We start from the raw sequence: 24,504 nt of genomic DNA, 5'->3' as shown, positions 1-24,504 counted from the left end.
GTTCCCTCACCCTCTTTTGTGCAGCTCCCGGCACTCTTTTCACAAGCTCTGAAAGCCCTCCACGCCACAATCACATACACATAAAATCGCTCACTTAATTCAACAACTGTCACTCTCTGGCTGTTCGAATCCGGGAGTTCACACCAGACAGGTTAGTAACAGATCCAGCCCCACCGCCATTTCCTTTCGATACGATTTATCACAATACTGGCACATCGGTTGCTTTGAGGTGTTCCGTTACACATTGCAACAGACCAATGAGTAACCGGGAAAAGTAAACACAGCGCTGCCGGGATACGCCTCGCTAAAAGACGTGCAGTAAATGAAACCAGCATCCCGAACCTCGGCGCTCACAATATTTAAGGACTGAAGGAAAAGATTATGAGTGAAGCAACAGCGGTACAGCAGCAGGCCAGAGGTTCCACATTCGATCTTAAGCGGCTCTTCTTCATGCTGCTTGGCATTGGTCTTTTTGCATTTGTCTACTGGTGTCCGCCCTGGCCGGATGCTATCGATCCACTTGGAGAACACTTTGTCCTCAGTAAAGAGGCCAAAGGCGCATTGGCAATCTTTGTCCTGGCTGCTACCTGGTGGGTATTCGAAGTTGTTCCGATCGGTATCACCAGCCTTACCATAGGCGCACTGCAGGCTATTTTTCTGATCCGTAACCCGGCCACGGCATTTCGCGACTTCATGGACCCATCAGTACTGTTCATCTTTGGCTCCATAGTCATTGGCATGGTCTTCACCAAGACAGGCCTCACCAAGAGACTGGCTTACAAGATGTTGTCCATCATTGGTGAACGAACCAGCATGATTTACCTGGGATGTTTTGTCATGACCGCAGCATTGACCCACCTGATGGCTCACACCGCGGTGGCTGCCACCATGTTCCCGCTGCTGATGACCATCCATGCGCTCTACTCGGACGACGACAACCCGACCAAATTCGGCAAGGGGCTCTTTATAGGTATGGCGTATGTCGCAGGAGCGGGAAGTATCGTGACCCTGCTCGGCGCTGCCCGTGGTGCTGTAGCACTAGGATTCTACAGGGACATTATGGGTGTGAACATCAGCTTTTTCGAGCTGTCCATGTACATGTTCCCCATCGGTTGGTTGATGGTGTTTTTGCTCTGGGGATTTGTCATGGTCTTCTTCCGCCCGGAGAAAGATCGCATTCCCGGCCTCAAAGAGCGGGCGGCGCGGATGTATGTCGAGCTCGGCTCCTGGAGCCGTAATGAAATAGCGACCGTACTCATTGTGGTAGCGACCATTCTTGTTATTGCCCTCAAGAGTTTTGTCCCGGCCTTTGCGTCACTTGATAAAACCGGGGTTATGCTCTTATCCACAATCGCCTTTTTTGCTCTGAATATTCTTGATCTCGATGATCTTGAAATGGTGCCCTGGAACATAATCCTGCTCTTTGCCGGTGCAATGTCCATCGGCTTCTGCCTCTGGGAGACCGGTGCCGCTAAATGGCTCGCCGTCAACTGGTTGCAGCTGTTCAAAAATGCTCCGGCAATCGTATTCATTATGGGCATGGCCTTCTTCGTCATGATGATGACCAACTTCATCATGAACGTCGCGGCAATCGCCATTTCCCTGCCTGTTGCACTTGTTATTGCACCATATCTCGGCGTAAGCGGAGAAGTCATACTCTTCTCCTCCCTGGTTGTTGCCGGCATGCCGTTTCTGCTCCTGGTCGGGGCGGCACCGAACGCCATTGCCTACAACTCCAGGCAGTTCACCACAGGAGAATTCGTAAAATATGGCATACCAGCGTCAATTCTGCTCATGGCAGTAACCTGGCTGGCTGTCACCATAATCTGGCCACTAATGGGAATGACCACCATAATTCCAACTAGTTAGATTAAATCCGTCCCGCAGGTGAGATTGCTTGCGGGACACGTTTTAAAGCATCACCACAGGAGAGGTTAAATGCAGAAAATGAGTTTTATTAAGTTATTTGTTACCCTCGGCACCGTTCTGGGTTGCAGCTCGATGGCCATGGCGGCTTCAGGCGGGGATACAGGTATCCAGCTCGACCTGACCATGCACTGGGTTGGCTATGTCGGAATATTAACCTTTGTCATTGCGTATGCCTTCGTCATGCTTGAAGAAAAAACGCATATGAGAAAATCGAAACCGGCGTTGCTGGCTGCAGGCGTCATCTGGGGCCTTATTGGACTCATTTACGCGATCAAGGGCGTTGATCACACCGCCGAGGTCGCCATCAGGCACAACATTCTCGAGTTTGCCGAGTTGTTCCTGTTCCTGCTGGTGGCCATGACCTTCATCAACTCCATGGAAGAGCGTAAAGTCTTTGAAGTGCTCCGGGTGAAGCTGGTCAACGCCGGCTATTCTTTCCGGAAACTGTTCTGGGTAACCGGTGCCCTTTCGTTCGTTATCTCCCCCGTTGCCGACAATCTCACCACCGCGCTGCTGATGTGTGCCGTGGTCATGGCCATCGGCAAAGAAGACAAGAAGTTTGTCGGACTCGCCTGTATCAATATCGTTGTAGCTGCCAATGCCGGCGGCGCCTTCAGCCCGTTCGGCGACATCACCACCCTGATGGTATGGCAGAAAGGTATCATCCAGTTCCAGGAGTTCCTGGTACTCTTTGTCCCAGCCCTGGTTAACTGGCTTGTTCCTGCGGCGATCATGCACTTTGCCGTGCCCAAGGCCCAGCCTGACTCCAATGTCGGCAACATCCAGCTTAAGCGTGGAGCCTTCGTCATCATGGGCCTCTTCCTCTGGACCATCGCCACCGCGGTGAGCTTCCACAACTTCCTCGGCCTGCCGCCAATGGTCGGTATGATGGCTGGTTTGGCCCTGTTGCAGATCTTTGGTTACTACCTGCATAAAACCCACAAAAAGAACAAGGCCACCTTCAGTTCCGAAAAAGATGCCGAGCGCATCGGCGATCTGGTTCCATTCGATGTATTCACCAAAGTTGCCCGCGCCGAGTGGGATACCCTGCTCTTCTTCTACGGCATCATTCTCTGTGTGGGCGGCCTCGGCTTCATGGGCTACCTGGCGATGGTCTCCAAGTTCATGTACCTCGATCTCGGACCAACCACCGCCAACATTTTGGTCGGCATCCTCTCCGCCATTGTCGACAACATCCCGGTAATGTTTGCCGTACTCACCATGATGCCTGAAATGTCCCATGGCCAGTGGCTGCTGGTGACCCTGACTGCAGGTGTCGGTGGCTCAATGCTCTCCATCGGTTCCGCGGCAGGCGTGGCCCTGATGGGTGCTGCCCGCGGCAAGTACACCTTCCTGGGCCACCTCAAGTGGACCCCGGTAATTGCCCTTGGCTACATCGCCAGCATCTATGCCCATTTCCTGGTCAATGGCTCGCTGATGTAACAGATTGCTGTCGGAGGCCGGATCAATACAGCCGGCCTCCGAATGAGCAAAAATCTATACTTACAGATACCTTCATTGAGTATCTCTCGAAAAAACGATCATTCAGAAAAACGATAACAGCTTAACATCATATGTTTTTCTTTATTTAGACGAAATGATCATGGTACATTTGAGCTAAAATCTGAACGTACCGAGAACAGGAGGTATTATGAGAGCATTGATAGGTATTTCTGCAGCTGCAGCAGTTTTCGCCGGTTTCATTTTACTGCGAAACACGATTATACCCTCTGGCATTGGAGCTATTGACGGCAAACTCGCCCCACCTCCCGGCTTTCTGAATGCAGTGTCCAGCCAGACCGAGGTTGCCCGGAACAGGGTCGAGCCGCTCCGATTCAAAAGCAATCTCGAAGAGACGAAGGGCTCTATATTACAAGCACTTGATAAAGTCGATTGCATTGAACTGCAGAAAGTCGAAGGCCCATACATACATGCTTTGAGTAAAAATGGCGTATTCGGTTCATCCACCGATATCGAGTTTTACATTGATGAGAACGCAGGGGTGGTTCATTACCGTTCCGCGCCCAGACTCTATACCTTCAGTAAACAAACCTGCCGGGATCGTTACGAACAGATCGTTGCGCTGTACTGATGGCAAACAAACTTAACGAGTTCACATCAGTGTGAACTCGTTATATTTGCTTTCCATCGCATGTATCCCGCCACCTTTCAGGCAGCCTCACCACCCGCCTCAACAAGATACACCAGAAAACGCCCCTCCCGCGTCACTCCGTATATCCACATTCTCCATTGAGCTGTCCTCCCCCTCTGCTTCAAGCAATATCACAACCAATATCCTGTTAGCCGGGGAGTGATCGAAAGTTCCACCTGTCTGAAATCTTTGCAACCTGTAAAAGGTTTTTACCCTCCATTCTCCTGCCGATGGTTAGCAAATCCCAATACCTTTACAGCGAATGCTGGCCGGAACCGAAAAATTTCACGCTTTACACTCCGTGCTGTTACACCTCCCCAACACCTCTTTTTCAAAATGCGAGAGCATAACATACACGACAATTAGCACGCACGGACAGCCTCTTAAAACTGCACACTCTAATGCCGGAACCTCCCTTCTTCGATCGTGACATTCGAATCACGCCGGTCGAACCCTCCTTGCACAATCCCTCTTAGTTACGATTCATCACGCCCTGGCATGTCAGTTGCTATACCTACAGTGTTACACTTTGTGGCTTCAACATCCTGGAACAGTATGGGATCAGATCACATGCATCAACACGTCGAACTGAGACATACCGATGTAACGGATTGAAACGCAAGGGCGTGTAGCAGCAAATGACAATACAGCGTTCTACAACACATGCGCTCCCCCCGTTCGCCATCTTGCCAACGAGGAACGTTTTTACAAGCATCACCACAGGAGAGATTTAATGCAGAAGATGAGTCTTATTAAGTTATTTGTTACCCTCGGCACCGTTCTGGGTTGCAGCTCGATGGCCATGGCGGCTTCAGGCGGGGATACAGGTATCCAGCTCGACCTGACCATGCACTGGGTTGGCTATGTCGGAATATTAACCTTTGTCATTGCGTATGCCTTCGTCATGCTTGAAGAAAAAACGCATATGAGAAAATCGAAACCGGCGTTGCTGGCTGCAGGCGTCATCTGGGGCCTTATTGGACTCATTTACGCGATCAAGGGCGTTGATCACACCGCCGAGGTCGCCATCAGGCACAACATTCTCGAGTTTGCCGAGTTGTTCCTGTTCCTGCTGGTGGCCATGACCTTCATCAACTCCATGGAAGAGCGTAAAGTCTTTGAAGTGCTCCGGGTGAAGCTGGTCAACGCCGGCTATTCTTTCCGGAAACTGTTCTGGGTAACCGGTGCCCTTTCGTTCGTTATCTCCCCCGTTGCCGACAATCTCACCACCGCGCTGCTGATGTGTGCCGTGGTCATGGCCATCGGCAAAGAAGACAAGAAGTTTGTCGGACTCGCCTGTATCAATATCGTTGTAGCTGCCAATGCCGGCGGCGCCTTCAGCCCGTTCGGCGACATCACCACCCTGATGGTATGGCAGAAAGGTATCATCCAGTTCCAGGAGTTCCTGGTACTCTTTGTCCCAGCCCTGGTTAACTGGCTTGTTCCTGCGGCGATCATGCACTTTGCCGTGCCCAAGGCCCAGCCTGACTCCAATGTCGGCAACATCCAGCTTAAGCGTGGAGCCTTCGTCATCATGGGCCTCTTCCTCTGGACCATCGCCACCGCGGTGAGCTTCCACAACTTCCTCGGCCTGCCGCCAATGGTCGGTATGATGGCTGGTTTGGCCCTGTTGCAGATCTTTGGTTACTACCTGCATAAAACCCACAAAAAGAACAAGGCCACCTTCAGTTCCGAAAAAGATGCCGAGCGCATCGGCGATCTGGTTCCATTCGATGTATTCACCAAAGTTGCCCGCGCCGAGTGGGATACCCTGCTCTTCTTCTACGGCATCATTCTCTGTGTGGGCGGCCTCGGCTTCATGGGCTACCTGGCGATGGTCTCCAAGTTCATGTACCTCGATCTCGGACCAACCACCGCCAACATTTTGGTCGGCATCCTCTCCGCCATTGTCGACAACATCCCGGTAATGTTTGCCGTACTCACCATGATGCCTGAAATGTCCCATGGCCAGTGGCTGCTGGTGACCCTGACTGCAGGTGTCGGTGGCTCAATGCTCTCCATCGGTTCCGCGGCAGGCGTGGCCCTGATGGGTGCTGCCCGCGGCAAGTACACCTTCCTGGGCCACCTCAAGTGGACCCCGGTAATTGCCCTTGGCTACATCGCCAGCATCTATGCCCATTTCCTGGTCAATGGCTCGCTGATGTAACAGATTGCTGTCGGAGGCCGGATCAATGTAACCGGTCTCCGACCACAGATAATGTTATTGAAAAATTAAAGATATAGCTGAAAAGCGAAATACAACAAGTACAACAGCAAATCTGAAATACTTTCAAAGTGGAGAAGAGTATGCGATCAATATTAGGTGTTTCTGCCGTGGTAGTTGTGGTTGCAAGTCTGGTTCTCATGAGAAACGCAATTGTGCCCTCCTGTATTGGAGTGAAAGACGGTAAGCTGGCACCTATTCCGGGTTATTTGAACGCTGTTTCCAGCCAGACAGAACAAGCCCGGCATAAAGTCGAACCAATGCCTTTCAAAAGCAACCTCGAAGAAACCCAAAAAGCTATCCTGAAGGCTTTGGAAAGGTTTGAACGGATCGAACTGCGTAAGGTGGAAGGCCCTTATATTCACGCACTCAGCAAAAGCGGTCTGTTCGGTACGAGTGACGATATTGAATTTTACCTGGATGCCAACGAAGGTGTGGTTCACTTCCGTTCCGCGCCAAGGCTCTACACCTTTAACCACGATGCCAGCCGGGATCGGTATGAGCAGATTGTTGCCCTGTATTAGAAGGGACAAGAACAAAAAAGCATCTCCTGCGACATAAGAATTCAGTCTCACTTTTCTCAAATAGCAGCGAGTCCACACATGTCAGTGTGGACTCGCTGTTGTTTTTTTCAGTGCATTGACATGTGGTGACCTTCTTACCTAAAATTAATTATGTAAGTGTATTCGATATACGATAAAGCCAAACCTGCCGCAAGACAGGGACGGAAAACTGCGGGTTTAGTTTAGATAGCCGGGTTGCCTTGAAACTCAGGTGGCACGGTTTTTTTTATAAAGGTGATGGAAATATGCAGACTTCCTGAATACCCATTAATCACAACGTACCAATAATAATGGTTAAGATTATCTTTGTGGTAGGTCTCGACGATTTTCACCTTGCCCAGCTGCAGGAAGTGCAGTCTTCAGATCAATACCGCTTTCATACTCTTTTATCTTACCAGGAGATAAAACGTGTGAAACGCTTTCCTGTTCAAGAACTTCTTGAGCATGCACAAAGAGTATTGCTGGAATTTGACGGTACTGTTGACGCTGTTATCGGGTTTTGGGATTTTCCTGTCAGCACGACATTACCTCTCATTCGAGATGAGATAGGCCTGGAGGGGCCAAGCCTTATCTCTGTGCTTAAATGCGAGCATAAATACTGGAGCCGCCTCCTTCAAAAAGAAGTTATTCCGGAATTGGTTCCACCATTTCAGAAAATTTATCCATTTCGGGAAGATGCTGTTGCACAATGCACGCTGGACTTTCCTTTCTGGCTCAAACCTGTCAAGTCAGTACTGTCCCATCTCGGTTTTCTGATACGCGATACCAGAGAGTTCGAAACCAGCCTTGATATTATTCGTAAAAATATTGCCAGATACGCAGAGCCTTTTAATTTAATCCTGAGCAAAGCTGAGCTGCCCGAAGGGATCAGAGCTGTTGACGGGTACCACTGCATTGCCGAAGGTCTTATCTCCCACGGTCAGCAGTGCACACTTGAGGGGTATGTGTATAAGGGGAGCGTTCATATATACGGAGTTATAGATTCTCTTCGTGACAGCATCCACAGTTCGACATTTACACGTTACCAGTACCCATCAAACCTCCCTGCCGATGTGCAACACCGCATGATAGAGGCAACCCAAAAAGTCATGGTTCATATCGGATACGATAATGCACCATTCAACATAGAGTTTTATTGGAATGAAGACAAAAACACCATCCACCTCCTTGAGATCAATACCCGAATTTCGAAATCTCACTGTCCGCTCTTCAAGCTGGTTGACGGCGAATACCATCACAAGGTGCTGATTGATCTTGCCCTGGGGCAGCGTCCTGATTTCCCATATCGTCAAGGGCCGATGAAGGTGGCTGCAAAGTTTATGGTTCGAGCTTTTCAGGATGGTCGGGTTGTTGCGGTACCAGGTAAAAAAGACATCAGACAGGTCGAGCAGAAATTTCCGGGTACGGAGGTGCTTGTCCACATTCAGGAAGGCATGCGCCTTTCCGAATTGTTTGATCAGGATAGTTACAGCTTTGAGATTGCCGCTCTTTATATGGGGGCGGACAGTCACGAGCAGTTATCGGCGAACTATCAGACGGCCCTGGCGATGTTGCCTTTCAAAATAGAATCCCATGAAGATCGTTAGAGAATTTGCACACAAAGTCGTTCAGTATGAGAATGTCTGGATCCCGATGAAGGACGGAGTCAGGCTGGCAGCGAGGCTCTGGCTGCCGGAAAGTGCCGAAGAAAATCCTGTCCCCGCTATTCTTGAGTATATCCCCTATCGCAAACGGGACTCCATGCGCAGCCGTGACAATCAGATTTACAGCTATTTCGCGGGAAATGGCTACGCCGGTGTGAGGGTTGATCTTCGTGGCAGCGGCGACTCGGAAGGAGTTCTGGCGGATGAGTATCTGCAGCAGGAGCTTGATGACGGTATAACCATCCTTGAATGGCTGGAACGACAAGACTGGTGCAACGGAAAAGTTGGCATCATGGGGATCTCCTGGGGCGGTTTTAACGGACTTCAGATTGCGGCGATGCGACCACCTCAGCTTGCGGCAATTATTACAGCCTCCTCGACAGACGATCGCTTTGCAGATGATGTGCACCATATGGGGGGATGTCTTCTGGGTGACAATCTCTCCTGGGCATCGACCATGTTTGCTTACAACTCCTGCCCGCCTGACCCGGAAATTGCCGGTGAAAAATGGCGCGAGATGTGGTTTGAGCGTTTGCGTGGAAGTGGATTATGGCTGGAAAAGTGGCTCCGACACCAGAGACGGGATGAATACTGGAAACACGGCTCGGTGTGCGAAAACTTCGCAGCCATCGAGTGTCCGGTGATGGCTGTCAGTGGATGGGCGGATGGCTATTCCAACGCCGTTTTTCGCCTACTCACCGGGCTGACCGGTCCACGGAAAGGGCTTATAGGTCCCTGGGGACATAAATATCCCCACGTCGGTATACCCGGGCCGGCAATCGGATTTCTGCAGGAAGCGCTCCGCTGGTGGGACACATGGCTGAAGGGCATCGATACAGGAGTAATGGCTGAACCCATGCTCCGTGTCTGGATGCAGGAGAGTGTTCCGCCCACCACCAGTTATGAGTGTCGACGGGGAAGATGGGTTGGGGAAACATCCTGGCCTTCGTCAAATATCAATACAACAATCTATTCCATGGCACCGGCACGGTTGCTTGATCCCACGGCCATACCAAGCGGCGAGAATGAATGCTGTCGACTCCAGTCTCCACTTGGACTGGGGCTGTTTGCAGGGAAATGGTGTTCTTACGCAGCCGCCCCGGATCTGCCGCATGATCAGCGCCAGGAAGACGGGGGCGCCCGTGTTTATGACAGTGCTCCACTGAAGGAATCGATCGAGATACTGGGGGCTCCTCGGGTAGAGCTCGAACTTGAAGCAGACAAACCCGTTGCAATGATCGCTGTCAGACTGTCCGATATAGCACCGGACGATAAAGCAACCCGGATTTCCTACGGCCTCCTCAATTTAACACACAGAAACAGCAGCGAATTCCCCGAACCATTAGAGCCAGGCAAACACTATACCGTCAAGGTGGATTTGAATTATATTGGCCAGGCGATTCCAGCCGGTCATAGAATACGTGTGGCTGTTTCCACTTCGTATTGGCCGATGGCGTGGCCTGCACCGGAGTCAGCCGGAATCAAGTTGTATACAAGTAACAGCAGGTTGCTGCTACCCACTCGAAAACCACAGCCTGAAGACAAACGACTTCGTCAATTGGATCTACCGGAAGCAGCTCCCCCTGAAAGGATGGAGGTGATCAGACCGGAATATCACAACTGGACCGTGATCCGGGATCTTGCTACGGATGTATCTCAGCTGAAGGTGATCAACGACAACGGATCACAGTATATCAAGAGAATTGACCTGACAATCAGTCGCACAGCGAAAGAATGGTACACGTATCAAGGCGACGATTTCGATTCCGTTCAGGGTGAAACCACCTGGGAGAGATCATTTATCAGGAACAACTGGTCCATTCGTACCAAAGGCCGCACCGTACTGAGTTCTTCATCGCAATATTTCTATCTCAGGGCGGAGCTTGATGCCTATGAAGGAGATAAGCGTGTCTACTCACAAAATTGGGATTATGTGATACCCCGTGATCTTGTCTGATTGTGTAAGAGACCATCAGGCCGCGCTTTGAGATTTTCGCGACGTATCACTCATCCTGGAGGTGGCCTATGTGGTGGTTGTTGGTCCGGGTAACGTTCTGCCTTATAGCAGTCTTGCCTGCCTGTTCCGCCACCGGCTCCAACACTCTTTTCCCGCCTCTGCCAGGTGAGCCGACCAGGATAATCCACGTTGTCAGTCACGACTGGCATGCGGGTATCGTCGTTCAGCAGTCCGACATTCACCAGGCAGATTGGCCGAAACTGGCTGAATTCGCTCATATGGACTACCTGGAAATCGGTTGGGGAGATCGAGCATATTACAGGTCCCCGGAGCCGGGACTGTTTCTTGGTGCCCAGGCCCTGGTATTTCCTACAACAAGTGTTCTGCACATCGTCGGTATGAACAGGCCGCCAGAGGCTACCTTTCCAAATAGCGAGATTATCAGGATAGAGCTCTCAGCTGTCGGTTTGGCGCAAATGATCAGGCGAATCGCCCAGAGCTTCTCGCGCGATGAGAACGGTTCGGTCATTTCCTTGGGGCCAGGCCTCTATGGTTTCAGCCGATTTTTCGCTTCAGAAGAGAAATACCACCTGCTTATGACATGTAACTCCTGGACTGCGGTGGTCCTGCAGGCAGCAGGATGCCCGGTAAACCCGACCCTTACCGTAGATGGTCTCCTCTCCCAGCTACGTAACCTGGGAAAGGTTCAGCAGAAAAAACCCGACCGGCATTGAGCGGCAGACCACGTTTACTGGCGATAAAATACAAGTAAACGTGGTCTGCCCAATAGTTATTCCCATAACAATCAGGCCTCGATCATTTGCAGCATCGAAACCGGATTGAGCCACTGTCTTTTATTCGCTATCACTAAAAAGAGCGTTAAGTTCAGCACGTTCCGTTGCTGTTTTTCCACAGCTCTTTAGCAGGAATTTCCTCTATGGTATCAAATTGTTCAACAATTTTTCCGGATTCGATACGGAACAGGTCGTAAAAATCAGCGTGTTTTCCGAGAAACTTGCCTTCGGATACAGCGAGCACGAAATTCCCTTCACCAAAAATCATATGGGTTTTCGTATACAGCATCGGGGTACCCGCCACGGCCATTGCTTCAAGGGCCTCTCCAAGACCAGCTAAGCCGTCGCCCACGGCCAGGTCATGCTGGATGTACTTATGGGGGTCAATGTAACCGATAGGTTCCGGATTACCGATCTCAATACTCTCAATGACTGCAGCAGCTTTTCCCTTGTTGGTCAATTCAACTTTACCAGGTCCCTTGTGTTTGACTGCCATGCACGCACTGGTCAGAAACAGTATAGCAGCTATAGTTACGATTTTTTTCATTTTCCCCTCCAGGAATGTTTGGGGGTAAAAAACTGAGGAGGAAGGTAACCGCTAAGCAGGGACTGGCAGAGGTTGAAACAACCCTGAAAATGGTAACAATAGACCCACGGGTGGGATTGTAGAAGAGTGCAGAGTGCGATCCTCATTTTTGGCTGAAGGAACAAATAGCGCAATAACATCATGCTTAATTAACATTTTTGTCAGGCTCATATCTTTCTTGCCGCCGGATTAGTAGACCATAACCAGCCATCCTGTGAAGTGGCAGTGGAGAATCCACCTCTCTCAGATTTCACCGCGGACAACAAACCGGAAAATTTAATTAATTTAATAGTTTCTACCTTCTTATCAAGATGATATTCTCAACCGCTGTCAGGTAAACGATATCTTGGCGCTTGTAGGGCAAGGCAATCCTCCAAGGTAACCTATTTTTACAGAGCCAATTTATCCTTATACACAGGTATGATTTTGTGAAGTTGACGATGTACAACACTCCGATAATTCGCTCCATTGTTACGCCGCTATGTAAATTTTCTCTCAAAATTGCTGGCTGGAAACTGCAAGGCCAACCCCCATCAGCAGCCAAATATGTCTTAATCGCAGTCCCCCACACGAGTAACTGGGATTTTCCGATATCATTAGCAATGGCTTTTGTTTATGGGTTTGATATGCACTGGATGGGGAAAGACTCGCTATTCAAAGGTTGGCGTGGCCCTATTATGAGGTGGATGGGGGGAATTCCCATTATCAGGTCATCATCAAACAATGTCGTAGAGCAGACCATAGAAAAATTTAATGAAAGTGAGCAATTAGTCATAGCTGTACCACCAGAAGGCACACGGTCTAAAGTCGATAAGTGGAAGACCGGATTCTACTATATCGCTCTTGGCGCAAAAATCCCTATAGCTCTCGCGTTTCTTGATTACGCCAATAAAACAGGTGGGTTCCTGTCAACCTTCGAACCTACCGGGGATGCCGAAACAGACATTGCGCAAATACGTACCTTGTATTCCGGAATTTCAGGAAAGTATTCCAGCCAATGTGATATCTGATCCTCCCCTGATGCTCCTGAAGTTCAACTGCACGAATAAGAAACCAACAGGGAACAGACCACATTTACTAGCTCGAAAATACTAGTAAACGTGATCTGATCCCTGTTGGTTATCCCCTTGCTTTGCTAGACCCTCCCATAATTTAAGTAAATACTGAAAAGCTTTAACTTATTATTCTTTTTCCCTCGACAGAATGACAGAATTATGTACTACTGGGTGGTAGGTATCACGATGTATGGATGTGTATTTGGAAAAGAATTACGTGCTGTACGACTTTCGATGTAGGCAGATCAGGAGGCCATAGACTTCTTGGATCTGCCAGTACGAGTAAGGAGAGCAGTTAATGGTACACAGTTTCATTGAAGATCTTTCTACCCCCGACAAGTTTGTAGTTACACTCGAGCTGGTTCCCGGACGTGAATTCAGCGGCGCAGCCACAGACACCATCAAAAAAATCTCAAAAGACGCCTACGACGACGGCCGAATCACCGCAGTTTCCATCACTGATAATCCCGGAGGCAACCCGGCCCTCAGCCCCGATGCACTTGGACGGGAGATCCTCGATTATGGCCTTGATGTAATTGTCCATTTCACCTGTCGGGACACCAACAGGGTAGGTATGGAAAGCCGCGCCCTGCAGCTCGCCAGGCTCGGTATGAAAAACGTATTGGCTCTCACCGGCGACTATTCCGGAAACGGTTATCGTGGTCGCGGCACGCCGGTATTTGATTTCGATTCCGTTGTTTTGACCGCGATGCTCAACGACCTCAATCAGAGGCTGGTTGAGCGTGGAGTTTCTCCAATCTTTTTTACAGGCTGTGCCGTCTCGCCGTTCAAATACACCGAGGCGGAAAGCTGGATGCAATACCGAAAGCTGCAACGCAAATTCGAAGCTGGTGCCTCCTTTGTCATCACCCAGCTCGGCTATGACATTGACAAATACCAGGAGCTTTTGCTCTTCAACCAGAAAAATGCAATCAATAAGCCGGTGCTCGCATCTCTCTACCTGCTCGGCAAAGGCCCTGCCAAGGCCATGTTCAATAAGCGAGTGCCTGGCGTGTATGTCTCAGACAAGCTGCTGCGACAGATTGAGTCCGAATACGAGGTTAAAGGCAGAGGCGCCAAAATGGCTATTGAGCGCACTGCCAGACTCGGCGCTGCCCTTAAAGGAATTGGCTACAAAGGCATCCACATAGGAGGAATCCATAAAAGTTTCGATACTGTCGCAGCCATCCTGGACAGAATGAAGGAACTGGAACATAACTGGCAGGATTGTCTGGAAGAATTCAGGGAGCAGCCTGCTGGTAGGTATTACCTTTACCCTGCCGCCAACGGCAACACGACAGTCAAAGCTGAAGACGACACGAGTTCTGGAATGGGGGAAAGTGCACTCTATCTTTTCATGCGCACCGCCCACGACCTGTTTTTTGACAAATCTGCATCCTTTGCCCCGATGTATAGAAAAATCTCCGGCACCCTGGATGCGAACAACGCCTCATGGATGTTGAAATCTTTTCTTGAAGACCCCTTTAAAAAGCTGGTGCTCTCCTGTCAGGAGTGTGGTGATTGCGGCATCCAGCATGTGGGCTTTATCTGCCCGGAATCCGGTTGCCCGAAACATTCCCGCAATGGCGCCTGCGGCGGCAGCCGTGACGGCTTCTGCGAGGTCAACACTGAGAAAAAATGTGTCTGGGTTCGAGCCTATCAACGCATGAAACGCTACAACGAAACAGATCAGTTGGCCGCCGAATTCGTTCCCCCCAGGCTATGGGAGTTGAAAGGTACCTCGTCCTGGATTAATTTCCACCTTGACCGGGATCACCAGAAAGAGGAAAAAGCAGCATAGCTGCTACCATACAGACTACTCCACCTATTTTTGCAATCGGTTGCTGGCAGCTCACAATCAGAAAGGGGGTGCCAGTGACCGTTTTGTTGTACAAGACTCTTGAAAGGCACTCTGCAGGTGTCCTCTCCACCCTGCAAATATATAAAATCTTGAAAAGGTTTCGGGCTGGCGATCTACTCCTGCTGGTTGACGCGATTGCCCCGGTCGACATGAAGCTCATCACAGATCTGTCCCTGTATAAGCCTGAACAAGGATGGCCATAAGCGACATGAAAATTGAGTTCCTGCAAATCGTAAAGGTGATTTCAGTTTTGGGGAGCAGAACTTTCGTACAGTACCAGAGGAATAGAGGGGCATGGAAAGAGCAAGCCATTGGCACAAACTTTGATCTGAAAGTGCATAGTTATAAAAAGAATTTTCTCACCTCCGACTGGAACTTTTCCCACGACGCCATCCAGGCCCACAGTTTTTTTACGTAATGCGTGACCTTTTGCCACAATATTCTATCTGTGCAGCCTAATAAGTATCCCATCATAACCCCGTCGATGCTGAATAAAATTTACGGTATTGGTGAAAAATCGTGCACAACCGTTCAGCGGAGCTGGATATAATATTTTTCTCACTAACACCGAACAGATAAACCTAATAGCATTTTCATCCCCCCCTGATTTCCTTGGCAGCCATATATTCCGACCTTGTTTCTCGGTCGTGTATCGACAAAAATATATATAGTCCTTGTTGGGTGAGCACCGTGAAGGCTCCTCTGCCTCTCGGGTCCAATTGGTCGTATGCATTGCCACACAGAGGTCATACAGATGCCATACAGGCATACAGGAAATTGGTTATATCCAGCATGCTCAAAGATATCGAAAAACAACTTGAAGACAATCTACCGAAAATAGTGGGCTTCTGGGTTCAGAAGCATCAAACTTCTGCCTCTACTAATACTCCTGTCATTTCAGGCAATAGTGCAAACAGTGCCTTTCTTCGATTACTTACAGGGAGCAGGAAATATACTGAGAAAAAGACAGATCGAGAAACCATTGCCAACATTCTCTCTGAGGAAATCTCTTTTTTTCATGACCTTACGGCGAATATGCGCGACAATGGGCATGACCTGGGACCTATTCTTCACAGCATTGCAACTCTGCGGTCCACCCTTGAATATTTCATCAAGAAGTGCCTAGCCAAAGACAAACATAAGCTCTCGGCAATACAGACCATGCACCGGGTAACGGATTGCATTGAAACTGCGATCTCCACTGAACACCGCGCGGAAAATAGACTCAGGGAACTTGAACAAAGACTTTTTGATTGTACCCGGTCCCTTAAAAAATCGGAAAAGATTCTCGATGCCATTTTTCAATCCGTCGGGGAAGCTATTCTCCTACTCGACCCTGAACTTACCATCATCCAGGCAAACCTTAAGACCTCTGAATTCTATGGGATTGCCCAGGAAATCCTCACAGGCGGTTTCCGCCATGTACTGATCGATGGCCAGGGAGTGCATGCTCTCTCCTGCGTCTGCGGGAATCCTGCAAAAGGCGAGATACATACCATCGACTGCACAAGTACCCATGCAGATGGCAGAAAATTCCCTTCCCAGGTGACCATAAGCTCCATACACATCGATACTCAACCTTTCTGGCTGGTCATCATCCGGGACATCACCAACCAAAAGGAACAGGAAGCAAAAGCTGTTGCACAAGCACGACATGCGGAAGAACTGAACCTGACACTCAGAAATGTTTTGAAATCCATTGAAAACGAGAAACGAGAATTTCAGGCAAACCTCGTATCACGTATCAGTTCATCGCTGCAGCCAACCATTACCCGGATCTGTAGGGAAGCGGATGAAGAAAACCACGCGCACTACTCGTCCCTTCTCCAGGAGCGGATTCAATCTCTGACAACCGATGTGATGACTAAGGGTGCTGCTAGAGGAATGGATGACGATCTTCTGAAACTCAGCAAGACCGAACTGCGGATCTGCCGATTTATAAAATCCGGCCTGACCGGAAAGGAAATTTGTCATGAAATGAATGTATCGTTTGAAACGATACAGACCCACCGGAAAAACATTCGGAAAAAACTTCATTTGCAGGGTAAGGGGATTAACCTGCAAACCTTTCTTGCGAACAGGACGTGGTAGCTTGCGCTCGCATAGCTTCAGAACAACCGCTGGAAAGGCCAATATAGAGTGTCTTTTTTTTCCTATAACGGTTGCCAAAACATCTTTAAGGGACAGAAATAGCAGACCCCGTGCCTACCCTTTTTCTCTATGTTATTCCAGAACGTTCAGCATTCCATGAACAGATACAGGGGATGCAGCACTACCCGATATGCCCCCGAAACCTCCCCTACAATCTTCTTAGGTGTCAGGATATGCTCCAAATGTATATATCGGCATACATCTATTCCAGCCTGGTGCAATCTGAACAAACACTACAGGTCAGAAAAAATTGCCACAACATGCGAGGTGACATAATGGGAAATGACAAAGAGTATCAAGCTGATCGCAGGAAGTTTCTGGTCAGCATGGGTTTGGCCGGAGCGGCAACCATAGCTGCACCGGCGCTGAAAACCATGGCTGCAGACAGTTCGACTGTTTGGGCTGAAGAACACGAAATCGTTATTATCGGCTCCGGATTCTCCGGGTTAGCAGCCGCCATCGAAGCAAAGAAACTCGGCGCAAAAGACGTTGTTGTCTATGACAAGATGCCATATTTCGGCGGTAATTCGACCTACAACGGAGGCCTGTTTGCCGTACCAAATTCCCCGTTGCAAAAAGAGAAGGGAATCAAGGATTCACCTGAAATAATGGCGGCGGACCAACTTAAAGCCGGTCGTGGAGTAGCGGACAAGGAGCTCTTACTCCATGTAGCAGAACACGCCGGCGAAGCCCTGCAGATGTCGCTTGATGCCGGAAGCGAATATTTCCCGTATCTGCAGCAACTTGGGGGCCATTCGGTCCCGAGGACCTATCAGACCACCGTGGCCAGCGGTGGCGGTATCATTCGGCCCCTGGTTGAGCAGTGCAGAAAAATTGGGGTCAAGCTCGTCACCCGTGCCAAATTCGACACTCTCATTTTTGACGACGATGGCAAAGTCATTGGCGCCAAAATGCTCATGGGTCACTATTTCGGCAGGGACCAGGAAGGAACCCCGATGAATATCAAGACTAAACGCGGTATTTTGGTGGCAACAGGAGGCTTTGCCAGAAACATCAACTTGCGCCAGGCCCAGGATCCTACATTAACTGAAGAGGTCACCTCGACCAACCCACCCAGCGCCACCGGTGAAGCGTTGTTGGAGATGTTCAAGATCGGCGCCATCCCTGTCCACATGGCCTATATCCAGACCGGTCCCTGGGCATCCCCTGACGAAGATGGCTTTGGCTATGTCTCAAACTACTCCATCTACAACTTCGCCCACTCCATTTCCATTTACATCAAAACCGGTAAGCGGTTCATGAATGAAATCGCCGACCGCAAAACCCGTGCAGACGCACAGCTTTCTTGCCGTGATGATAATGGTGACCCGCTACCGCCGATCACCATTACGAGCTATATACATGCCAAAGAACACCCCACCATGAAGAAAGTTCTCAAATATGGTGTAGGTTGGAAATTCGAGACCATTGAAGAGGTTGCCGCCCGTTTCAATGTGCCGCTTGAGCCGCTCAAAGCACAAATCAAAGAATATAACGGTTATGTGAAATCCGGTGTCGATGAGCAGTTCGGTAAGCCCATGGAAAAAGCGAAGGGTAAGTTTATCGAAGCACCCTTTGTGGTTGTACGTAACTGGCCCAAGGTCCACTATTGCCAGGGCGGAGTAAAGATAGACGTCCAGGCACGCGTGATCAATTCCGCAGATTGGAAGCCGATTCCCGGGCTGTATGCAGCAGGGGAAGTCACAGGCGGAGTACACGGAGTGAGCAGACTTGGAAGCTGCTCGATTCCTGACTGCATGGTTATGGGGATGACTGCCGCACGAACAATAATGAAATCATGATCTCTGCCCGGAGGGAGTATTTATGAAACCGCAAGTAAAAGTACTGATCATTGCCGCAGCAGTGGTGCTTATGGCAGGATCTTTAGTTGCAGAGACTTTGCAGCAATTCGACAGCGTCCAGGGAAGAAGTTTTCACGCCGACTTATATGCCGATAATGCATGTGATTCCTGCCACGTCAATGCCGAGCCGGAAGCCTATCCTCCTGATTTTGTCTGTCTTGACTGCCACGACTCCGATGAACTTGTTCAGGCCACAGCCAGACCTGAAGAAGACAAATGGCAAAATCCCCACAACAACATGCATTACGCCAAAGACGTTCCCTGTATGGAATGTCATGGAGAACACTCGGAAAGAAAGGTACTCTGCGCCGGTTGTCATTTTTTCGACTATCCGAATTTCAAGAAGTAAAGCCTGAGATCCTTTCGCGCTATTTTTTTTCTGATAACTACGAGTTGAAAAACTACTTAGCCTGAGAGAGTTCCAGGGTACATGGCATAGTGGCCATCAAATAAGAGGAGGGCTGTCTTGATAGAGACAGTCCTTTTTTTCTTCGCAAAGCTCGCTGTTACGCTTACCAGAGATAAGCAGTGAAATAGGGGAGTAGCGCTGGCTGAGCGGTTCAAACTTCCCGACCTGACCGGGAATCCTCGGAAACCCCATGCACGACTTTCTCTTTGAAAAAAGCTCATCCCCCTCTTTCGTGGTTGTTGGTTCTGTTTATTGTGTAACCTATTGCTCTAACCATATTTTCGCATCACAGATATTCTATCCACATCAAGGGTAACTGAGCCATGAAATATACAGGAACAACATACCGCCCACCACCGGAAGCCTTTACCCCGCTGTTGCAGGTAACAGCCGGTTGTGCGCATAACCGCTGTTCGTTTTGTGATATGTACCGGGATGTACAGTTTGCTGTTGAGACTCTCGAACAGATAGAACGGGACATCATCGAACTGAAACTCATGCATTTCAGAATGCCCAGGATCTATCTGGTCAATGGTGATCCTTTTGTGCTGCGGGCTGAGAGGCTCCTGGAAGTAGTCGAGCTGATCAAAAAGCATGCGCCAGAATGTGAGACGGTCAGCATGTATGCATCGATCAGTAATATCATGAGCAAGAGTGACGATGAATTGATTCAACTTCGGGCTGCGGGCATCAATGATCTCTATGTTGGCGTAGAAAGTGGCTGGGATAAAGTGCTTAACCTGATGAACAAAGGTCACACTGCTGAAGAGGCATACAGCCAGATGGAGAGGTTGAACAGGTTTGGCATCAACCACCGTGACATGTATATTCTGGGCGGTGCCGGTACCGGCAACGGGATTGAGAACGCTCGAAAGAATGCTGCGTTTATCAATAGAACCAAACCTCAGATGATCTGGTTCGGCAGCCTTACAATTACTAAAGACACTGATCTCTGGCATGAACGGGAAAACGGCAATTTCCAGGAGGCAACCGCCCGCGAGATACTCGAAGAAGAGGTAGAGGTGATATCGCTTATTGAACTGGACGACGTGGTCTTTTTAGGCAATCACCCCACCAACACCGTCTCGATTTCGGGCAATATCCCTGCTGATCGCGAGCATTTCATTGGCACTCTGCAGCAGGCGCTTGATAGCGGCAATGCAGGTGATCTGGACCGGGTTCACGTTCGTTCAATGATCTGATCCAGTTGTCGCCGTGGGTTGTCTTCCAGCCACTCACGGCGACCTCATATCCAATTTTCCACACTCTCTCCCCCAGACACTTTTGATTTTCCAACCCGGTGCTACTCTCTTCCGCAACTGGCAGGTGTAGATACGGGACATTTTTGTGTTTTACCTGCACACTTAACAACAATTATGTAAATTCAGCCGGGATTAATCCCAAGCGCCCCCCCCTCCTTTGAGAGGACACCGCTCCACCCAGGACGCCATCTCACTATTTTTCTGTCATTCCCCAATCCTGCTGAAATATTTTTTTCAAAATGTTTTATTTTGGACGAATATTTGCAATGCTTATCTCATACATCATCGCAGCACTTGCATAGATGTATCTATTAGCTCAAGGGTATTTACCGATCATTTAATTGCCCCCTGAGTGAAATATTTTTTTCACTCAACATTGACGGCGAAATTCCTGCTACTTTGCATCATCTATTACAGGTGGTACACATCACACGAACGATTTGGAGGAGAACATGAAACTCGGAAGTATTCTGCTTGGAAGTATCCTGGTCGCAACAATGGCACAGACTGCAGTTGCAAAAGATCTTGTTGTTGGCGCCAATCTCGGAAATGTACCTTGGGAATTTGTAAACAAAGACAACCAGAATGCAGGTTTTGAAATTGACCTTGCAGAGGAAGTCGGCAAGCGGTTGGGCAGAGACGTCGTGGTGGAGAACATCCCATTCAACGGCTTGTTTTCTGCAGTGCAGTCCGGTCGTATCGACATTGCAGTTTCCTCGATCACTATCACCGCCAAACGGTTGGAGTCGGTCTCCTTTGCCCAGCCATATTACGACAGCGACCAGTCCCTGACCACCCGCAGCTCAAATGGAGTTGCAAACCTCGGCGAGGTGAAAGGCAAAATCGTAGGTGTTGATACTGGTTCTACCGGTGACATGTGGATCTCTGAACGTAAAGATGAGTACAAACCGAAAAGCATCAGCCGTTACGAGGGCCTTGCTCCGGCAATGCTCGATCTTGCTGCAGGCAGAATTGACGCCTATATCAGCGACATCCCGGCAGTACAGTACTACATCCAGGACAAACCACAATATGCTGTCGCAGAGCGCATCCCTACAGGTGAGCAGTATTCAATGATGCTGGCTAAAGATGCTCCGCTGGTAGCAGAAGTTGACTCTATCCTTACCGAACTGAAAAATGAGGGCTTTATAGCCAAAACACATGAAAAATGGTTCGGCTTCCCAGCCCCGGAGACATCATCGACTGTCGAGCTGAGACCACTTCCCGGCAAATAGCAGCCAATGCTGTAATTGCCTGATCGGGCTGTCGACAAACCATCTGAAAAGACAGCCCGTTTTTCTCATCAGGTCGCTTACGCCTGGAGACAACCAACAGCTTCTTCGAGAGCAACAAGGGGATTACGTGAATATTTTTGATACATTTTTTAATATCCCGGTACTCATCGATTCCTTCCCTATGCTGCTACGGGGACTCGGAATCACCATAGCCCTGGGTGCCGTGAGCATCGTACTTGGCTTGGTGGCCGGGCTTGTTCTGGCCCTGGTGAGAATCTACGGACCCCGCATACTGCGTCTGATTGCATGTGGATATATCGATGTCTTTCGGTCAATCCCAATTCTGGTGCTCCTGGTTCTTATCTATTACGCGTTGCCCTTTGTCGGCATTCGTCTCTCGGCATTCACCGCTTCAGTCGTCACACTTTCACTTGTTTCTTCAGCCTATACTGCAGAAATTTTTCGCTCCGGGATTGAAGCAATTCCACGTGGCCAAATCGAGGCCTCACAGGCCCTGGGATATCGATTCATCCCCTCACTGGTAGACATCATCCTGCCCCAGGCGCTAAAGATCGTCATACCACCGCTGACAAGCAACTGTATCAACGTCGTCAAAGACACGGCCCTTGCCTCGGTCGTTGCAATGCCCGATCTACTGAAACAGGCAACACAGGCCCAGGCCCTTGCAGCCAACCCTTCACCACTCATCGGGGCAGCACTCATGTACCTGATACTACTCCTGCCACTGGTCCACCTGGTGAGCAGACTGGAATCCTATCTGAATACGGGTAAGAAACGATGAGACCTATAATCGAGATCGAACACTTAGATAAAAATTTCGGCAATTTCAACGCACTTTGCGACATAAACCTCACCATGTATGAAAAAGAGGTCATCGTTATCGTAGGGCCATCGGGCTCCGGCAAATCCACCCTGATCCGTTGCATCAATTATCTGGAAAAGCCGACAGCGGGAAAGATCCTGCTCGATGAGTACCCGATTGAAGACGGGCCGAAGTTGCCGGACATCCGGGCCGACATCGGCATGGTCTTCCAGAGCTTCAATCTCTTCCCTCATATGACGATATTGAAAAATGTTGCCCAGCCCACAATCAGGGTACGTCACCTGGGAAAGGCTGAGGCAGAGGAGCGGGCAATGATGCTCCTCGAAAAAGTTGGCTTACAAGACCACATCCATAAATATCCGGATCAGCTCTCCGGCGGCCAGCAGCAGCGCGTCGCAATCGCGAGGGCAATGGCCATGAAACCAAGAGTGCTCCTTTTTGACGAGCCCACCTCCGCCCTTGACCCGGAGATGGTTGGAGAGGTCCTGGAGGTAATGCAGAATCTTGCCGCGGAAGGGGTTAGCATGATTGTCGTCACCCATGAAATGGGCTTTGCCAGAAAAGTTGCAGACCGGGTTCTTTTTATGGAGACTGGCCGCATCCTCGTCGATGAGACCCCTGAAAATTTTTTCGACAACTCAACCAATGAACGACTCAGGACATTTCAGCAGGCTGTTCAGAATCATTGAGCTCTTTCAGCGTTTTTCTCACCGGAACCTTATTAAAACAACAGGATAGATCATGAAGTCTTTAGATATCAATGTGGTTCGAAGTCACTTTCCAGCGCTTGCCCATAGCGACATACTCTTCGACAATGCCGGAGGTTCTGCCGTATTACGGCAAGTTGCCGAACGGATCAGCAGTTACCTGCTCACCTCCAGTGTGCAAACCGGAGCAACCTATCGCGACTCTGTTATCGCCCAGGAACGGGTGTTTGAGGCACGAAAAGCTATCGCGTCTCTTATTAATGCTCCCCATGACCAGGAAGTTGTTATGGGCGGTTCCACCACCCTCCTGCTCCATCTTGCCTGTGAAGCCATCGGCCAGACCATTGAACCGGGCGACGAAATCATCGTCACCAACGTTGACCACGAAGCTAATGTGGGCCCCTGGCTCAACCTCGCCAAACATGGTGCCGTCATCAAATTCTGGAACGTTAATCCAGAAAGCTTTGAGCTTGAACTGGAGGAACTTCAAAATTTGCTGACCGAAAAGACCCGCTGGGTCAGCGTAACCCACGCCTCGAACATTCTTGGTTCTGTAACCCCGGTAGCGAAAATCGCCCAGCTTGTCCACGGGGCAGGAGCAAAGCTCTGCGTCGACGGCGTAGCCTATGCCCCCCATCGCCTGGTCGATGTCCAGGCCTCCGGAGCTGACATGTATGTATACAGCTTCTACAAGACATTTGGCCCGCATTTTGCCGTTCTCTGGTGTGATGGTGAACTTTTCGCCGGCCTGCCGAGCCTCAACCACTATTTCATCGGCAAAGATGTCATGCCGTACAAACTGCAGCCTGGGAATGTCAATTACGAGCTCTCCTACGGCTGCATGGGCATTGTCGATTACCTGCTTTCAATCGCTGAAGAATTAGGCTGCTCAGGTAGCCCGAGAGAGATGATGCAGGCAGCTTTTGACGCATTTGAAAGCCATGAAAATGAATTGACCGAAAAGTTGCTCCATTACCTGAACGGCAGGGATGACGTTCGCATTATTGGCGAAAAGTCCGTACAAGGAGGCCGCAGGCTGCCGACAGTCAGCTTTGTGGTCAAGGGGCGTATGTCCAAGGATATCGTCGATGCGGTCGACTGCTACGGCATAGGTATTCGCTATGGTGATTTTTATGCCAAAAGACTCATAGAAGAGCTTGATCTCAATAAACAAAATGGAGTGGTGCGTATTTCCATGGCCCATTATAATAGCCTCGATGAACTCAATCAGCTTACAGAAGCGCTCGAGAAGGTTTTGGCCTAACTGTAT

21 protein-coding genes and 1 riboswitch are annotated in these 24,504 nt (G+C 49.7%); of the genes, 19 read left to right on the top strand and 2 right to left on the bottom strand.

Annotation, left to right across the window (positions count from 1 at the left end):
• The first annotated feature begins 381 nt into the window (after positions 1–381).
• From FCL45_RS05760 to FCL45_RS05725, 8 genes are all read left to right on the top strand, one after another.
• Entirely contained in the window at positions 382–1,869 is a 1,488-nt protein-coding gene (locus FCL45_RS05760) for an SLC13 family permease (protein WP_136799934.1), read from the top strand.
• Between the two features lie 78 nt (positions 1,870–1,947).
• Entirely contained in the window at positions 1,948–3,372 is a 1,425-nt protein-coding gene (gene nhaD / locus FCL45_RS05755; protein ID WP_176360102.1) for a sodium:proton antiporter NhaD, read from the top strand.
• Between the two features lie 208 nt (positions 3,373–3,580).
• Positions 3,581–4,021 carry a DUF1499 domain-containing protein gene (locus tag FCL45_RS05750; protein WP_136800038.1) on the top strand — a complete coding sequence of 147 codons (441 nt, stop codon included), beginning with the start codon at positions 3,581–3,583 and terminating at the stop codon, positions 4,019–4,021.
• Between the two features lie 802 nt (positions 4,022–4,823).
• A complete protein-coding gene (gene nhaD, locus FCL45_RS05745; protein ID WP_176360101.1) occupies positions 4,824–6,248 on the top strand; it encodes a sodium:proton antiporter NhaD in 1,425 nt (474 codons plus the stop codon).
• Between the two features lie 140 nt (positions 6,249–6,388).
• Positions 6,389–6,829: a DUF1499 domain-containing protein gene (locus FCL45_RS05740; RefSeq protein WP_136798394.1), complete on the top strand. Its 441-nt coding sequence runs from the start codon at positions 6,389–6,391 to the stop codon at positions 6,827–6,829.
• 167 nt (positions 6,830–6,996) lie between these two features.
• A riboswitch (cyclic di-GMP riboswitch) is annotated at positions 6,997–7,071 on the top strand.
• Positions 7,072–7,158: 87 nt separating this feature from the next.
• Positions 7,159–8,454, top strand: coding sequence for an ATP-grasp domain-containing protein (locus tag FCL45_RS05735; RefSeq protein WP_136798395.1), 1,296 nt, complete (start codon positions 7,159–7,161; stop codon positions 8,452–8,454).
• Positions 8,441–10,468: a CocE/NonD family hydrolase gene (locus tag FCL45_RS05730; protein WP_136798396.1), complete on the top strand. Its 2,028-nt coding sequence runs from the start codon at positions 8,441–8,443 to the stop codon at positions 10,466–10,468. Before FCL45_RS05735 ends, FCL45_RS05730 begins: the two co-directional genes overlap by 14 nt.
• A 68-nt stretch (positions 10,469–10,536) precedes the next feature.
• Positions 10,537–11,202 (top strand): DUF2459 domain-containing protein, encoded by a 666-nt coding sequence (locus FCL45_RS05725; protein ID WP_136798397.1) that lies wholly within the window; start codon positions 10,537–10,539, stop codon positions 11,200–11,202.
• Between the two features lie 151 nt (positions 11,203–11,353).
• Here FCL45_RS05725 and FCL45_RS05720 read toward each other — a convergent pair whose 3' ends face one another.
• Positions 11,354–11,809, bottom strand: a complete 456-nt coding sequence (locus FCL45_RS05720; RefSeq protein WP_136798398.1) for a nuclear transport factor 2 family protein — start codon at positions 11,807–11,809, stop codon at positions 11,354–11,356.
• 479 nt (positions 11,810–12,288) lie between these two features.
• Here FCL45_RS05720 and FCL45_RS05715 point away from each other — a divergent pair, with 479 nt between their 5' ends.
• The 6 genes from FCL45_RS05715 (at position 12,289) to FCL45_RS05690 (ending at position 19,126) form a co-directional block, all read left to right on the top strand.
• Positions 12,289–12,858: a lysophospholipid acyltransferase family protein gene (locus tag FCL45_RS05715; protein WP_217907678.1), complete on the top strand. Its 570-nt coding sequence runs from the start codon at positions 12,289–12,291 to the stop codon at positions 12,856–12,858.
• Between the two features lie 343 nt (positions 12,859–13,201).
• Complete coding sequence (locus FCL45_RS05710) at positions 13,202–14,704, top strand: methylenetetrahydrofolate reductase C-terminal domain-containing protein (protein ID WP_136798400.1); 1,503 nt, start codon at positions 13,202–13,204, stop codon at positions 14,702–14,704.
• A gap of 268 nt (positions 14,705–14,972) precedes the next feature.
• The gene (locus tag FCL45_RS05705) at positions 14,973–15,182 is read left to right on the top strand and encodes a hypothetical protein (protein WP_176360003.1); all 210 of its coding nucleotides are present in this window, start codon (positions 14,973–14,975) and stop codon (positions 15,180–15,182) included.
• Positions 15,183–15,556: 374 nt separating this feature from the next.
• Positions 15,557–16,855, top strand: a complete 1,299-nt coding sequence (locus FCL45_RS05700; protein ID WP_136798401.1) for a PAS domain S-box protein — start codon at positions 15,557–15,559, stop codon at positions 16,853–16,855.
• Between the two features lie 335 nt (positions 16,856–17,190).
• Complete coding sequence (locus FCL45_RS05695) at positions 17,191–18,717, top strand: flavocytochrome c (protein WP_136798402.1); 1,527 nt, start codon at positions 17,191–17,193, stop codon at positions 18,715–18,717.
• A gap of 22 nt (positions 18,718–18,739) precedes the next feature.
• Entirely contained in the window at positions 18,740–19,126 is a 387-nt protein-coding gene (locus FCL45_RS05690; protein ID WP_136798403.1) for a cytochrome c3 family protein, read from the top strand.
• A 96-nt stretch (positions 19,127–19,222) separates the two neighbouring features.
• Here the strand turns inward: FCL45_RS05690 and FCL45_RS05685 are convergent, their stop codons facing one another.
• Entirely contained in the window at positions 19,223–19,378 is a 156-nt protein-coding gene (locus FCL45_RS05685; RefSeq protein WP_153305557.1) for a hypothetical protein, read from the bottom strand.
• A 131-nt stretch (positions 19,379–19,509) separates the two neighbouring features.
• Between FCL45_RS05685 and FCL45_RS05680 the strand changes: the two genes are divergently transcribed.
• From FCL45_RS05680 to FCL45_RS05660, 5 genes are all read left to right on the top strand, one after another.
• Positions 19,510–20,388: a radical SAM protein gene (locus FCL45_RS05680; RefSeq protein WP_136798404.1), complete on the top strand. Its 879-nt coding sequence runs from the start codon at positions 19,510–19,512 to the stop codon at positions 20,386–20,388.
• Between the two features lie 512 nt (positions 20,389–20,900).
• The gene (locus FCL45_RS05675; RefSeq protein ID WP_136798405.1) at positions 20,901–21,683 is read left to right on the top strand and encodes an ABC transporter substrate-binding protein; all 783 of its coding nucleotides are present in this window, start codon (positions 20,901–20,903) and stop codon (positions 21,681–21,683) included.
• A gap of 127 nt (positions 21,684–21,810) precedes the next feature.
• Positions 21,811–22,485, top strand: coding sequence for an amino acid ABC transporter permease (locus tag FCL45_RS05670; RefSeq protein ID WP_136798406.1), 675 nt, complete (start codon positions 21,811–21,813; stop codon positions 22,483–22,485).
• Positions 22,482–23,216, top strand: a complete 735-nt coding sequence (locus FCL45_RS05665; protein WP_176360002.1) for an ATP-binding cassette domain-containing protein — start codon at positions 22,482–22,484, stop codon at positions 23,214–23,216. Before FCL45_RS05670 ends, FCL45_RS05665 begins: the two co-directional genes overlap by 4 nt.
• A 52-nt stretch (positions 23,217–23,268) precedes the next feature.
• A complete protein-coding gene (locus tag FCL45_RS05660; protein WP_136798407.1) occupies positions 23,269–24,498 on the top strand; it encodes a cysteine desulfurase-like protein in 1,230 nt (409 codons plus the stop codon).
• The last annotated feature ends 6 nt before the right edge of the window (positions 24,499–24,504 follow it).

The sequence above is a fragment of the Desulfosediminicola ganghwensis genome, assembly GCF_005116675.2.
GTDB classification, from domain to species: Bacteria; Desulfobacterota; Desulfobulbia; order Desulfobulbales; family Desulfocapsaceae; genus Desulfopila; species Desulfopila ganghwensis.
This window is presented reverse-complemented; position numbering and strand designations above follow the sequence as displayed.